General features: G+C 59.6%; 15 protein-coding genes. 13 read left to right on the top strand and 2 right to left on the bottom strand.

The features are described from left to right. Positions 1-65: 65 nt before the first annotated feature. The 13 genes from phaeop14_RS12290 to gap all read left to right on the top strand — a co-directional run bounded on the left by phaeop14_RS12290 (position 66) and on the right by gap (position 13,217). Positions 66-1,091 (top strand): carbohydrate ABC transporter permease, encoded by a 1,026-nt coding sequence (locus phaeop14_RS12290; RefSeq protein ID WP_040175446.1) that lies wholly within the window; start codon positions 66-68, stop codon positions 1,089-1,091. A 1-nt stretch (position 1,092) separates the two neighbouring features. Further along, complete coding sequence (locus phaeop14_RS12295) at positions 1,093-1,977, top strand: carbohydrate ABC transporter permease (protein ID WP_040175447.1); 885 nt, start codon at positions 1,093-1,095, stop codon at positions 1,975-1,977. A 130-nt stretch (positions 1,978-2,107) separates the two neighbouring features. After that, positions 2,108-2,644, top strand: a complete 537-nt coding sequence (locus phaeop14_RS12300) for an ester cyclase (RefSeq protein WP_040175449.1) — start codon at positions 2,108-2,110, stop codon at positions 2,642-2,644. A 5-nt stretch (positions 2,645-2,649) separates the two neighbouring features. Next, the gene (gene hisD, locus phaeop14_RS12305; protein ID WP_040179620.1) at positions 2,650-3,978 is read left to right on the top strand and encodes a histidinol dehydrogenase; all 1,329 of its coding nucleotides are present in this window, start codon (positions 2,650-2,652) and stop codon (positions 3,976-3,978) included. Positions 3,979-4,136: 158 nt separating this feature from the next. Next, positions 4,137-5,099, top strand: a complete 963-nt coding sequence (locus phaeop14_RS12310) for an ester cyclase (RefSeq protein ID WP_096790307.1) — start codon at positions 4,137-4,139, stop codon at positions 5,097-5,099. After that, the gene (locus phaeop14_RS12315; protein WP_096789695.1) at positions 5,096-5,872 is read left to right on the top strand and encodes an SDR family NAD(P)-dependent oxidoreductase; all 777 of its coding nucleotides are present in this window, start codon (positions 5,096-5,098) and stop codon (positions 5,870-5,872) included. The genes phaeop14_RS12310 and phaeop14_RS12315 overlap by 4 nt, the downstream gene beginning before the upstream one ends. Then, positions 5,869-6,897, top strand: coding sequence for a LacI family DNA-binding transcriptional regulator (locus tag phaeop14_RS12320; RefSeq protein WP_040175454.1), 1,029 nt, complete (start codon positions 5,869-5,871; stop codon positions 6,895-6,897). Before phaeop14_RS12315 ends, phaeop14_RS12320 begins: the two co-directional genes overlap by 4 nt. Continuing rightward, on the top strand, positions 6,884-7,858 hold the full coding sequence (locus phaeop14_RS12325) for a nuclear transport factor 2 family protein (RefSeq protein WP_096789696.1): 975 nt from the start codon (positions 6,884-6,886) through the stop codon (positions 7,856-7,858). The genes phaeop14_RS12320 and phaeop14_RS12325 overlap by 14 nt, the downstream gene beginning before the upstream one ends. Positions 7,859-8,012: 154 nt before the next feature. Further along, the gene (locus phaeop14_RS12330; protein ID WP_096789697.1) at positions 8,013-8,975 is read left to right on the top strand and encodes a cupin domain-containing protein; all 963 of its coding nucleotides are present in this window, start codon (positions 8,013-8,015) and stop codon (positions 8,973-8,975) included. A gap of 91 nt (positions 8,976-9,066) precedes the next feature. After that, on the top strand, positions 9,067-10,194 hold the full coding sequence (locus phaeop14_RS12335) for a cobalamin-independent methionine synthase II family protein (RefSeq protein ID WP_096789698.1): 1,128 nt from the start codon (positions 9,067-9,069) through the stop codon (positions 10,192-10,194). Further along, entirely contained in the window at positions 10,191-10,886 is a 696-nt protein-coding gene (locus phaeop14_RS12340; RefSeq protein WP_244905768.1) for an alpha/beta fold hydrolase, read from the top strand. Before phaeop14_RS12335 ends, phaeop14_RS12340 begins: the two co-directional genes overlap by 4 nt. Next, positions 10,883-11,578: an RraA family protein gene (locus phaeop14_RS12345; protein ID WP_096789699.1), complete on the top strand. Its 696-nt coding sequence runs from the start codon at positions 10,883-10,885 to the stop codon at positions 11,576-11,578. The genes phaeop14_RS12340 and phaeop14_RS12345 overlap by 4 nt, the downstream gene beginning before the upstream one ends. A 631-nt stretch (positions 11,579-12,209) precedes the next feature. Next, complete coding sequence (gap, locus tag phaeop14_RS12350) at positions 12,210-13,217, top strand: type I glyceraldehyde-3-phosphate dehydrogenase (RefSeq protein WP_040175464.1); 1,008 nt, start codon at positions 12,210-12,212, stop codon at positions 13,215-13,217. 111 nt (positions 13,218-13,328) lie between these two features. Here gap and phaeop14_RS12355 read toward each other — a convergent pair whose 3' ends face one another. Then, positions 13,329-13,964: a ChrR family anti-sigma-E factor gene (locus phaeop14_RS12355; protein WP_040175465.1), complete on the bottom strand. Its 636-nt coding sequence runs from the start codon at positions 13,962-13,964 to the stop codon at positions 13,329-13,331. Continuing rightward, positions 13,961-14,611, bottom strand: a complete 651-nt coding sequence (locus tag phaeop14_RS12360; protein ID WP_040175466.1) for a sigma-70 family RNA polymerase sigma factor — start codon at positions 14,609-14,611, stop codon at positions 13,961-13,963. Before phaeop14_RS12360 ends, phaeop14_RS12355 begins: the two co-directional genes overlap by 4 nt. Positions 14,612-14,654: the final 43 nt, after the last annotated feature.

Here is a 14,654-nt window from a genome sequence, read left to right on the forward strand (position 1 = left end):
GAGCCCCAACCGGCAGAGGGGGGCCTCCCCTCTGCCGCCACCTGAACTCTGGACATCGGTTTGTCATGAAACACCGCACCTTTTTCTGGTTCTTCCTACCCACTGGGCTTGCGATGCTGCTATTTATCGCCCTACCCATCGTGTCGGTGTTGTTCCAGTCCGTTCATACGCCACATGATGCCGTTCTGGTGACGGTTGAAAACTGCGGCCCCTTTGGCTGCAAGGAAGAAACCACCATCGACCAGGAGGCCACACGTGCCCTGCGCGATGCAGAGCCACTGGGCAAATTTGTCGGCCTCCAAATCTATTTTGACCGGGGCCATCTGGCCGTGAGCGAGGTTGCAGAAGCGTGGCGAAGCACCGACAGCATCAGTGGCTTTTTATCCGAAATCAATGATTTGCCCTTCTATCGCGCGATGGCCTTCACTTTGACCTATACCTTCACGGTGACACCGTTGCTGATTGTGCTCGGTCTGATGATCGCGCTTGCTGTGAACTCGCTCAACCGACATCTCAAAGGTCTGGTGATATTCTTTTCACTGCTGCCGATGATCGTTACGCCGCTGATTGGCTCACTGATCCTGTTCTGGATGATCGACAGCCGCGGTGTGCTCGGATCCGCGCTGCAGTATTTGGCCGATGACCCGACACTATCGCTCAAGGCCTCGACCGGGCTGACCTGGATCATGCTGATCGTCTATGGCGTCTGGAACTCAGCTCCCTTTGCCTTTGTGGTATTCTACGCAGGTCTGCAAACCCTGCCACAGGACCAGTTGGAAAGCGCGCAGATCGACGGTGCTACGCGCTGGCAACGCATCCGCTATGTTGTCATACCGCATCTGATGCCTCTGGTGACATTTGTCGCGCTCATTCAGTTGATGGACAATTTCCGCGTTTTCGAACCTATCATCGGCTTTAACGCTGAGGCGCATGCGACCTCATTCAGCTGGATCATCTTCAACGACATGGGCGGTGAAACCCGGCTGTTGTCCTCGGCCGCGACCACATCCGTCCTTACCATTCTCGGCGTTGCCGTACTGCTGACCCCGGTGCTGATCCGGACCTGGCAGGATTTCAAGGGGAAGACTTAACATGAGCAGTTCCGCCGCCACCCGCCGCCCATTGGGCCTTCGCCTGCTGGTCAATGGTTTCATCCTGTTCTGGCTCACTCTCGCCGCCTTTCCGTTTCTCTGGACTTTCTGGGGTTCCTTCAAGGTCGAGCTTGATTTCTTCTCTATCGCTGACTGGACAAACGCGCTGACCGGCACGCTCACCAAGGCGACGCATGGCTCATCCGTGACCGGTGCCGGTTATAAAGGAGCCTGGATCCAGGAGGAATTCTGGAAAGCAGGTATCAACACCACGCTGGTTTGTATCTTCGTGGTCATGACTTCTCTGACAATCGGGACACTGGGCGGCTATGCGCTGTCCCGCTCCGGCTATCGCTATACTTTCTGGCTGCTGATCGCCGCGCTGATTTTCCGGGCGATGCCACCAATCACCCTGGTTGCCGGGTACCTGCTGCCGTTTTTTGAATGGAACCTCTGGGGACATCTCGCAACGACGGTCATTGTTCTGGTGGCGATCAACCAGCCTTTCACCCTGTGGATGCTGCACTCGTTCTTCCAGTCGATCCCGAAAGAACTGGACGAAAGCGCCAAGGTCGATGGTTGCACCCAGCTTCAGGCTTTCCGCCACGTGATCATCCCGGTGATGTGGCCCGGCGTCATCACCACCGGCCTGTTCTCCTTCCTGCTGGCCTACAATGATTTTGCCGTCACATCGATACTGCTGAGCAAGGACAATCAGACCATGATCCCGAAGATCGCCAGCTTCATGGGCACCACCCAGACCGAAGGCAACGTGATGTTTGCCGTGGCCGCCGTGGTCTCTGCCACAGCCCCGCTTTTTGTGCTGGTGATGTTCTTTCAGCGTCAGATCGTGAGCGGCTTGACCGCAGGCGCGGTCAAAGGATGAGCGCCTCTTTCCGTGATAACGCCCTCGGCCGCCATCCGGCGCTGAACAGGATGCCAAGGGATTTTCTGTGTGCGGGATCTCCTCCCCCCATCACAGATTTTCCCTTGGTAGACTGAAAAGGATAAGACCAATGAAAGGCTCTCGCCCAGAACAAGCCGTGCTGACCAAAGACACGGATATGAGCAAGACAGACGACACCCGCCGCGTCATCGAAGAGATGGTGGATGGGCTGAACGACCACCGCATCGGCGACATTGGCGAGTTTTTCTCCGATGGTTTTCGCTGGATGGGCAATCAGGGATGCGGCACCAAAACCGGGCTGAAGGAATTTCAGGACAACTGGCAGCGTCCGTTTCAGGCTGCCTTCTCCGACAAGGTCTGCATCGACGAGGCCCGCCTCTACATGGGCGAATGGGCTGCGGCCTTTGGTCGCCAGGAAGCCACCCACAGCGGCACCTTCCTTGGCATCGCCCCCACCGGCAAACGGGTGGAGATCCGTTACATGGACTTCTGGAAAGTCGTTGACGGCAAGATCGTGGACAATTGGGTCAACGTCGATTTTGCCCATGTCGCCGCTCAGCTTGGCGTCGATCTGTTCAACGGCGAAGGCTGGGAAGCATTTGATCGTGGCGAAAAGCAACCGCCGCGACCCGACAACAAAGGATAAATACGATGGCGATTGACTATCTCAAACGCGGCAAACCCGAAGCAGACCGGGCCGAAGACGACGCCAAGACCGCCTCGGTAGTGGCCTCAACGCTGAAGGATATCGAGGCGCGTGGCGATGCAGCTGTGCGTGAGTTGGCCTGCAAGTTCGACAACTACGACCGCGACAGCTACCGGCTGAGCGAGGCGGAGATCGAGGCGATCATCGCCAAGGTTTCCCCCCGCGAGATGGCAGACATCCAATTCGCACAGGACCAGGTGACCAAATTCGCGCAGGCGCAGCGTGACTCCATGCTTGATATCGAGGTGGAGCCGATGCCCGGCGTGATCCTCGGCCACAAGAATATCCCGGTGCAATCCGTCGGCTGCTATGTGCCGGGTGGCAAATTCCCGATGGTCGCCTCTGCACATATGTCTGTGGCCACCGCAAAGGTCGCAGGCGTGCCCCGCATCGTGGCCTGCACCCCGCCGTTCAACGGTGAGCCGAACCCCGCCGTAATCGCGGCGATGCACCTCGGCGGCGCACATGAGATCTATGTGCTCGGCGGCATTCAGGCGGTGGGCGCCATGGCCATCGGCACTGAGAGCATCGCCCCGGTGCATCTTCTGGTCGGCCCCGGCAACGCGTTTGTTGCCGAAGCCAAACGACAGCTGTTTGGCCGCGTGGGCATTGATCTCTTTGCCGGTCCGACCGAAACCATGGTCATCGCCGATGACACGGTTGACGCCGAACTCTGCGCGACCGACCTTCTGGGGCAGGCCGAACATGGCTACAACAGCCCCGCCGTTCTGGTCACCAACAGCCGAACCCTTGCCGAGGACACGCTGAAGGAGATCGACCGGATCCTCACCATCCTGCCCACCGCAGGTACCGCCCGCGTCAGCTGGGAGGACTACGGCGAAGTGATCCTGTGCGATACCTATGACGAAATGCTTGCGGTGGCCGATGAAATTGCATCGGAACATGTTCAGGTCATGACCGACCGCGATGATTGGTTCCTCGACAACATGACCTGTTACGGCGCGCTGTTCCTGGGCCCGCGCACCAATGTTGCCAATGGTGACAAGGTGATCGGCACCAACCACACGCTGCCGACAAAGAAGGCCGGGCGCTACACCGGTGGTCTCTGGGTGGGTAAGTTCCTGAAAACCCACTCCTATCAGAAGGTCACCAGCGATGAGGCTGCAACGCTGATCGGCGAATACGGCTCGCGGCTGTGTATGCTGGAAGGCTTCGTGGGCCATGCCGAGCAATGCAACATCCGGGTCCGTCGCTATGGCGGGATCAACGTGCCCTATGGTGAGGGCGCCCCTTACCGCGACGCCGCTGAATAAATATCCACGATCTGCCGGGCGGGGGGTATCCTGCCCGGCATCAATATACCTCCTACTCATTCGGACCAATGATGGACCATCCTAGCGCCCATAAGGCTCTGTTATCTCAACTATTCTCGGCGATGCGCGATTTTTCGGCGGACCCGGTGCAGAGCGCGATGACAGCCCTTTTTTCAGCCAAAGCTGAAATCCATCTTTGCCACCCCCTTGGCGATATGACCGGCCCGGATGCGCTTTATCGGACAGCTTACGCCCCCTTGCTGCGCGCCATGCCGGATCTGGAACGGCGCGACTGGATCGTTATGGCCGGCGAAACCGCCAAAGGAGAGCAATGGCTGGGGGCTGGCGGGCATTATATCGGAACCTTCGTGGCACCTTGGCTGGATATTCCTCCAACCGGCCACATCGGCCATATGCGGTACCATGAATTCTATCGCATCTCAGATGGGAAAATCGTTGAGATGCAGGCGATCTGGGACATCCCGGAGCTGATTATGCAGGCCGGTGCCTGGCCCATGGCGCCCTCACTCGGGCGGGAATTTTTTGTCCCCGGCCCCGCGACGCAGGACGGGTTTGTCCCCGGACCATGGGACCGGGATAGGGCGACAGCGTCCTGTGACCATATCGTGGATATGCTGGCCCATCTGACGCGCCACCCGGCGCAGGGTGGCCCGGAGGTCATGCAGATGGAGCGTTTCTGGCATCCGCGTTTCAACTGGTACGGCCCCGCCGGGATTGGGACTGCGCGCGGTGTTTCGGGCTTTCGCAACTGGCATCAGATCCCCTTTCTGAACGCGATGCCGGATCGTGGCGCCAAGGATGAGACGCTGGATTTTCATTTCTTTGGCGATGGCGATTATGCCGCTGTTACCGGCTGGCCAAACATGCGCCAGAGCCTCTCGGCGGATGGCTGGCTGGGGCTTCCCCCCACCGGCCAGATGATTGATCTGCGCAGTCTTGATTTTTGGCGGCTTGAGAATGGGTTGATCCGGGAAAACTGGGTTCTGGTCGACCTGCTTGACCTCTATGCGCAGCTTGGCGTTGACGTGATGGCCCGACTGCGCGAGTTCAACAAAGCCCGCAATCCGGGCCCCATCCCACAACTCGGAGATCGCCTGTGACCCTGCCCCGCACCCCTTCTTTTCGTCTTGATGGCAAACGCGCGCTGGTGACCGGGGCCAGCTCCGGTATTGGCCGCGCCTGCGCCGTGGCCCTAGCCGAGGCCGGGGCCCATGTCACCATCGCTGCCCGTCGGATTGAGCCGCTGAAGGCTCTGGTTGCGGAGATGCAGGTCGCCGATATGCAGGCAGAGGCGATGGTTCTTGACGTTGCTGACATCGCCGCCACTCAGGCCAGCATCGATGAGTGTGTCAAACAAAGCGGTGCCTTTGACATTCTGGTGAACTCCGCCGGACTGGCGCGCCATAGCCCTGCCAGCGACACCACTGAGGATGATTTCGACGCGGTGATCGACCTGAACATCAAGGGTGCCTATTTCCTGACCCAGGCGGTGGCCAAGGGGCTGATGGCCGCCGGTAAGCCGGGATCCCTGATCAACATCAGCAGCCAGATGGCCAAGGTCGGCGGCCTGGACCGGGCCGTGTATTCTGCAACCAAACACGCGGTTGAGGGTTTCACGAAATCCATGGCCATCGAATGGGGGAAATCGGGTATCCGAGTGAATACCATCTGCCCAACCTTTATTGTGACGCCGCTCACGCAGTCCACCTTTGACCGCCCCGAACGCCGTGCCTGGATCGAAAGCAAAATCCAGCTGGGTCGCATTGGCGAGGTAGAGGATATCATGGGCGGCGTGGTTTACCTGGCCTCTGACGCCTCTGCCCTGATCACCGGCACCGCGCTGATGATCGATGGCGGGTGGACCGCAGAATGACCGCCGCGAAAGTCACCTCTGCCGATGTGGCGCGGCTTGCGGGTGTCTCGCAATCCGCTGTCAGCCGGGTCTTCACCCCCGGAGCCTCCGCGTCGAAAAAAACCGTGGACAAGGTTCGCGCAGCAGCGGAATCCCTAGGCTATCGTCCCAACTCTTTGGCCCGCGCCATGGTCTCGGGCCGGTCGCGTATCATCGGGTTGGTGGTGGCCTATCTGGAGAACCATTTCTACCCGGAGGCTCTGGAGAAGCTGTCCAATACGCTTCAGGAACGCGGCTACCACGTGTTGATGTTCATGGCCCCAAACACTGCCCCCAGCATCGACAATGTGATTGAGGAGATCCTCGATTATCAAGTTGACGGCATTATCGCCGCCTCGGTCGCGATGTCGTCGGAGCTTTCAGATCGCTGCCGCGCCGCCGGTGTGCCGATGGTCCTGTTCAACCGGTCGCAAGATGACCAGAGCATGTCAGCCGTCACCTCGGACAACTACGCAGGCGGGCGCAAGGTCGCGGACTTTCTGCTGGCCGCCGGACATCGTAAGATCGGCTATATCGCTGGCTGGGAAGGCGCCTCGACCCAGCGGGACCGCGAAACGGGGTTCTGCGAGCGTCTGGCCGAAGACGGGCTGACGCTGCATGCCCGTGGCGTAGGTAACTTCAAGATGGAAACCGCCGCCGAAGCCACGCGCCAAATGTTCACGGGCGACCACCCCGATGCGGTGTTTGTGGGCAATGATCACATGGCCTTTGCGGTGATGGATGTGCTGCGCTCAGAACTGGGGCTTTGCGTGCCGGGAGATGTTTCTGTGGTGGGATATGACGATGTGCCTACTGCCGCCTGGCCCGCCTACGACATGACCACGGTTCGTCAGCCCGCCAATCGCATGGTCTCGGCGACGGTGGATATTCTGCTGGACGAAATCAACGGCGCACCGCAGAGGCCGCGCCGCATTGCCATTGATGGCCCACTAATTGTTCGCGGCTCTGCCCGCATTCCCGAAGGATGGAAAAATGAAGGGTTTTGATCCCAAATTCAAAGACTTCCCCGATTACATTATCGGTATCACCAAAGAGATCTGGGAAGATCGGGGTATTGCCACCCTGCACGACTACTACGCGCCCGACATCGTTGTGCGCTCGCCTGCGTCGGTGGTCACCGGTAACGAAGGGGTCATTGCAGCCACGATGGCCACTCTGGCTGAATTCCCAGACCGCACCCTGCTGGGTGAAGACGTGATCTGGTCCGGCACCCCAGAGGAGGGCATGTTGTCATCCCACCGGCTGTTGTCCACGGCGACACATCTGGGCGACGGCGTTTATGGCAAGGCAACGGGCAAAAAGCTCACCTACCGCATTATCGCCGACTGCCATGCCATCGACAATCAGATCAACGATGAATGGTTGATCCGCGACCAAAGCGCGATCGTGCAGCAGATGGGCTGGGACGCCAAAGATTATGCACGCGACCTGATTGCGCGTGAGGGCGGGCCCGATGCTTGCCAACAGCCCTATACACCAGCCACCGATCAGCCTGGCCCCTATAAGGGACGGGGAAACGACAATGAATGGGGACAGAAATACGCGGACATCCTTACCCGGATCATGAACGCCGACATGCGCACGATCGAAAGCGAATACGACCGTGCGGTTCAGTCGGAATATCCCGGCGGTGCCACCGGCCACAGTTTTGGCCCTGTGGATCGGTTCTGGATGGGGCTGCGTGCGTCCTTCCCAAACGCCAAGTTCACCATCGAGCACCAGATTGGCCGTGACGATCCCATGATGCCCCCTCGCGCCGCATTGCGCTGGACCCTGCATGGCAAACACGACGGCTGGGGCGCCTTTGGCAAGCCAACCGGCGCCGAAGTGTTCATATTGGGGGCCAGCCATGCTGAATTCGGTCCCTGGGGCCTACGCCGGGAATACACGCTGTTTGACGAAACATCGGTCTGGAAACAGATCCTGCTGCAGACGGGCGACCTCTGAGTGAACGCCCAGACCTCATATCTGAATGCCAGTCAGGCGGCGCGGCGCTATCATACGCACCGGGCTTCCCTACGCGCGCGCCGCCTGAACAACCGCCCTCCCGGGGTGCGGGTTTGAACCCTGTCAAACCCAATACCCAAATCGGAGAAAACACATGAGCACTATTCAAGACCGCATCGTCCGCTACGGTGAGTTGCGCCCCTGCAAAACCGCCTTCATCGACGCGCATACGCCCGGGTCCGATCAGAAGGAAAACTTCACCATCATTGGCGGCGGCGTTTCCGAAAGCCCGGACCAACATGTCCATATCACCGACCAGATCGGGTTCAACATCGGCGCTGCAGGCCAGCCGCCGAAATGCCGCAACTCCCTGCACAGCCACACCACCGCCGAAGTTTTCTTCGTGCTGAAGGGGCGTTGGCGCTTTTTTTGGGGCCGCCATGGGGATGCCGGTGAATTTGTCGCCGAGGAAGGTGATATCTTCAACATTCCGACTGGCATCTTCCGTGGTTTTGAGAACATCGGCACCGACTACGGAATGATCATGGCTGTGCTCGGCGGTGATGATGCCGGTGGCGGTGTCACATGGGCACCGCAAGTGATCGAGGACGCCCGCGACCACGGGCTGGTCCTGGGTGAAAACGGCGTGCTCTACGACAGCAAGAAAGGGGTTTCCCTGCCCGACGGCATCAACCCCATGCCCTTGCTGAGTGAGGACGAGCTGGCTGCATTCCCGGAGGTCCCGGTCGAAGCGGTCGTGCGTGACTATGTCGCGCGATACTGGGATCTGATGGGACTGGCCCGTGACAAACCGGCGAAGGTGATTGGTGCAGATGCGCTCCTTAAGGACAAACCCGGTTTCTGCGTCGATTTCCTGACCCGCGGATCTTTGCCTGCTGACATGCACAGCCATGATCAGCACACTGTGTTGATGCCGGTGCGCGGCCACTGGCGGCTGCGTTGGGAGGGGGGCGAAACAACCCTCAATCCCGGCGACACGGCATTGATCAAGGCCGGTGAGACACACAGCCTGGAACCCTCCATGACCGGTGAGGCCAGCCTCTACCGGGTCACCGCCACCGATGATCCGGCCGGCGCCACCTGGACAGGCAGCTAAAGCAACTGCCCCCGCGCATACAATCGTAGCGCGGGGGCGATCTCAGGGCAGCGCCCCCGCGCCACCGATCTGATTTGAGGACACCAGGCACATGGTCAAGACAACCCACGTAGGCTCCCTTCCCCGATCACAGGAGGTGGTCGATTTCATCTTTGCCCGCGAACGGGAGCAGCCGTTTGATCAGGCGGAGTTCGATGCCTGCATGCGCGCTGCGGTCAGTGATACGGTCAATAAACAGGTCGAGGCCGGGATTGATATTGTCAGCGATGGCGAGACCTCCAAAATTTCCTATGCCACCTATGTAAAGGACCGCTACACCGGGTTTTCCGGCGACAGCCCGCGCAACGCGCCTGCCGATCTCAAGATGTTTCCCGGGTTTCTGAAACGGCTCGCGGACGATGGCGACACTCCGCAATATGCCCGCCCCATGTGCACCGGAGAGGTCCGCTCCAAGGGGCAGGGAGAGCTGGAAAAAGATATCGCCAATCTGAAATTCGCGATGGCAGAGCATGGCGCGGATCGCGGGTTCATGAATGCCGCCTCCCCTGGTGTCATCTCCCTGTTTTTGCAGAACGATTACTATTCGACGCGCGAAGCCTATCTGGCCGCGCTCGCCGATGCGATGAAGGCCGAATATGAAACCATCGTCGGTGCCGGGCTTGACCTGCAACTGGATTGCCCGGATCTGGCGCTGTCGCGTCACATGCTGTTCACGGATCTGAGCGATGATGAGTTTGTGAAAGTCGCCCAGATGCACGTTGAAGCGCTGAATCACGCGCTGTCCGACGTGCCCGCCGAGAAGGTCCGCGTGCATATCTGCTGGGGCAACTACGAGGGGCCACATTGCTGCGATATCTCTATGGAGAAGGTCTTTGCCCCGCTGATGGCGACCAAGGCGCGTTATGTGCTGTTTGAAACCTCCAACCCACGGCATGCTCACGAATGGACGGTGTTCCGCGACCACAAGGCGCAGATCCCCGATGACAAAGTGTTGGTGCCCGGCGTTGTTGATACCACCACAAATTTTGTCGAACACCCGGAGGTCGTCGCCCAGCGTATTGAGCGATTTACCGCTATTCTGGGTCAGGACCGGGTGATTGCCGGATCAGACTGTGGCTTTGGCACCTTTGCCGGGTTTGGCGCGGTTGATCCTGATATCGCCTATGCCAAACTCTCGGCCCTGTCCGAAGGCGCAAAACTCGCGGCAGGGCGGGCGTGACACCGCTTCTGCTGCTCCCCGGTATGATGTGTGATGCGCGGCTGTTTCAGCCACAGGTCGCAGCATTGTCGGGTCATGTCCCGTTGATGACCACCCCCATCGGGCAGGCCGACAGCATGGTCGCGCTTGCGCAGTCGATACTGCAGATTGCCCCCCCGCGATTTGCCGTAGCCGGGCTGTCCATGGGCGGCATTCTCGCGATGGAGCTGATCCGGCAGGCCCCCGAACGCATTCTCGGCGCGGCCCTGATGGACACCAATCCGCTGTCCGAAACACCCGAAGTGCAAGCCCGCCGAGAGCCGCAGATGGCAGCGGCGCGCGCGGGACGGCTGGAACAGGTGATGCGCGATGAGATGAAGCCCAACTACCTGACCGAAGGCCCCAACCGGGCTCAGATTCTTGATCTCTGTATGGCAATGGCGCTCGATCTGGGACCGGAGGTATTTGTCAACCAGTCCAAGGCGCTGCGCGATCGCCCCGATCAATGCGAAACACTGCGGCAGTTCGCTCGCCCCACGCTGGTTCTATGCGGGCGCGATGATGCGCTCTGCCCGCCGCACCGTCATGAGCTGATGCATGAGCTGCTCCCCCAGAGCCATCTGGAAATCCTCGATGGTGCCGGTCATCTACCGACGCTGGAAACCCCTGACCAAACCACAGCGGCCCTACGTCGCTGGCTGGAGAGCCTATGACCCCGACACTTCTGGACCTGCTGCGCCACGTCGACACCCCTACTGTTTGCAACGCGATTGAGGTCGCCGAAGGCAAACGCGGCTTCAACGCATTCACCCGCGGCACCATGCTGGCCTCAGCCCCCGAGGCAGGCGCCATGGTCGGCTATGCGCGGACCGCCAGGATCTCGGCGCTGGCGCCCCCCACCGAGCCGCCCGAGGTGATCAAGGCACGGCGCATGGATTACTATCGCCACATGGCAAACGGCCCCCGCCCCGCCGTCACAGTGGTTGAGGATGTTGATTTTCCCAACTGCATTGGCGCCTATTGGGGTGAAATCAACACCACCGTCCACAAAGGCTTCGGTATCAGCGGCGCCTTGACCAACGGGGTGATGCGCGATCTGGGTGATCTGCCGGAGGGGTTTCCGGTCGTTGCCGGATCTATCGGGCCATCGCATGGGTTTGTTCACGTGAAGGAAATCGGCACACCGGTCACGGTTTTTGGCCTCCAGATCAGCGACGGCGATCTGGTTCACGCCGATCGCCACGGCGCGCTGGTGATCCCACCAGCGGTTCTGCCGCATCTTGAGGACGCAATCCGCAAGCTGCTGGAGACGGAAAAGCTGGTGCTGGATCCCGCCCGCCAGGACGGTTTTGACTTTGAGGCATTCGAGGCCGCCTGGAGCGCATTCGAGGCCGCGCGCACTTGAGCGATCGGCCCGGAGCCGCAGATGACGCAGCCGCCAGAACCCTCCTGTCGAAGAACCACTCTGAGATAGGTATGGTGGTGCGACATTGGCCCGGCGGCAGATCCAGACGAACCTATCCAGAATTGTTAATAGAACACGGAGCTGGTCAGTTCGCGTATCTTGAAGTTTGCGGATCCCTTCATTGAGGCGGAGGCACCCGTGCTTGCCTGTCGCTAAAATCGAACCGGGCCGTCGAACCCTTAACCCGCTGCGCATAGTTAACACTGATCGAACCGACAGTGGCCCCCACGGCGGCAAGCGTGGCCAACTTCTTGGCCAATACCATGTTTTGTCGCGTTCACTGAAGCGGCCTCAACTGTATTGCGCTGCCTTTGATTGCGGTGGCTCCGCAGTAGACGGGGATTTGTCCGATCCCCAAAGACATCAGCTTCTCCTACCGCAACGGATCAACAGAACTCACCTTTGCGACGCCAGCCCCTATACGTGCTACCCTGTAGATCTATCATACCCCATGGTCGCCCGGTGAACGGGCTTGATTTTTGCCAGTGTTAGCGATAACGATGCCGCAACTGTCAGACCACCGGGCTTGCCCGCCGAGGGCTGCACCCACATCATTACCGGAGTTGCACATATGACCCTGAAGATAGCAATTAATGGATTTGGACGTATTGGCCGCGGCGTTTTGCGTGCTCTGCTGGAGAGCAACGCCGATGACATCACGGTTGTAGCCATCAATGATCTGTCCCCGGCGGAAACTCTGGCGCATCTGCTGAAATACGACAGCGTGCATGGCCGCCTGCGCGCCTCCGTAAAGGTGGACGGCGACACCATGCAAGTGGGCAACCACAGCATCCGCCTGACCGCGATCCGCAATCCGGAAGAACTACCCTGGCAAGACGTTGATATCGCGTATGAATGCACAGGCCTGTTTACCAGCCGTGACACTGCTGCCAAACATTTGGAAAATGGCTCCAAGCGGGTTCTGATTTCTGCACCAGGCAAGGATGTCGACCGTACCGTGGTGTTTGGTGTCAACCATGATGACCTGAGCAAGGACGACGTGATCGTCTCCAACGCCTCCTGCACCACCAATTGTCTGGCGCCGGTCGCCAAGGTTCTGGATGACACATTCGGCATCAAGACCGGGTATATGACCACCATCCACGCCTACACCGGTGATCAGCCGACCCATGACACCAGTCACAAGGATCTTTACCGGGCCCGCGCGGCTGCCCTGTCGATGATCCCCACATCGACCGGTGCGGCACGGGCGATCTCAGAAGTGCTTCCGCATCTCAAAGGTCGTTTGGAGGGGTCGGCAATCCGCGTACCGACACCCAATGTATCCGTGGTGGACCTCAGCTTCATTCCTGAGAAAGCTGCAACAGTCGACGCGATCAACGACGCAATGAAGGCGGCCTCCGAAGGGGCTCTGACTGGTATCCTGTCCTATGAGACTGACCCATTGGTCTCCATTGATTTCAACCACGACCCGCATTCCTCCTGCTTTGCCGCGCCGCAGACTGCTGTCACTGCCGAAGGGCTGGTGCGGGTTGTCAGCTGGTATGACAATGAATGGGGGTTCTCCAACCGGATGGTCGACACCGGCCGCCACATGGGCAAGGTGATGAATGGCTGAACGCCAGAACTGCCATCTATGACTACGTAAAAAGGGCTGCCTTAGGGCAGCCCTTTCTTATAATTGGACTTTCGCACAACGACCGTTGTCCCGATGCAGCCTTTGATATGTTCAGATACGGAAGATTGGTTGCAGCAGGCGCGGCACCAGCGACCGAAACCGTAGCGCGGCGTCGGTTGCGGCCAGACAAATGCAGGTCTCACCCTCCTCGGCGATCGGCGTGTGTTCCAGATCATCGTCGGCAACCTCCAGATCGCCGACGCCGAACCGCCCTGTCTCATCACGAAACGCGCCCTGCAGCACCAATGTCAGCTCCAGTCCATTGTGGCCGTGGTCCGGTACCGCCTGCCCCGACGGGATATACAACAGCCGAACGCTGCCCCCGTTGTCATGGCTCAGGATGGATTGACGCACCCCCATACCAAGGGGTTTCCACTTGGGCGGCAAGCCACCAAGCGCCTGCATGACCGGCGCCGGAAAAATACCGGAGCGGGTAAATTGCGGTGCCTCCTCATAAGGCTCATCCAACTCGGCGAACACGCGATCCCGCAGATCATTCGAAAGATCCCGCGTGCCGCAGGCTTCCAACACGGAACCTCCAACAGCCTGATGCGCAGACAGCCGAGTGCGGCAACTGTCGCACATCGACAGATGGGTCGCCACGACCAGCGAATAGGCATAGGGCAAGTTGCCAGAGGCATAAGCCACCAACAACGGGTCAGGGATATGATGGCGTACGCCGGTCATGATAGTCCTTGTTCCTTCAACTCATGACGCAACCGCTCAAGTCCGAGGCGGATGCGGGATTTGATTGTTCCCAATGGCAGCCCGGTTTGTTCCCGAATGTCCGCATGGGTCAGCTCGCCCAGATAGGCCTTTTCGACCATCTCACGCTGGGCAGGTTTCAACCGCGCCAGGGCTGCGCGCAGCTTTGATGTTTCCTGATCCAGCGCCAGAATCTGCGCTGCATCTTCCTGTGTTTCTTCCGGAAGCTTCAGCTCTTCCGGGATTGGTCGCCGCTCTTTGCGGATCACGTCGATCTGCCTGTTGCGGGCGATCTGGTAAATCCAAGCCGACACCTGCGCCCGCTCCGGATCAAACATCGCCGCTTTGCGCCACACGGTCAGCATGACGTCTTGCACCACCTCTTCGGCCTGACTGGGCGGCATACCGGACCGGCAGACCACCCCCTTGAGGCGCGGCGCAAAATAGTCGAACAGCCGCCCAAACGCCACCTTGCAGCGGTTGTCGCGCACGGCCAGCATCCAGAGCGTCTGATCAGACAAACTCTCCCGTTCCACTTTTTTCCTTTCGCGCAATGCACTTGTGTCACGATCTACCGTAACGGGCGGCGCAGGGGCTGCAAGAGTTGGATCGCTCAGCGTGGTCAACATGTATGCAATACGCAAGGGTTTTGTCGCTGGATCACTCTGCGCC

Origin of the sequence: Phaeobacter piscinae, assembly GCF_002407245.1 — a bacterium.
Classification (GTDB): domain Bacteria; phylum Pseudomonadota; class Alphaproteobacteria; order Rhodobacterales; family Rhodobacteraceae; genus Phaeobacter; species Phaeobacter piscinae.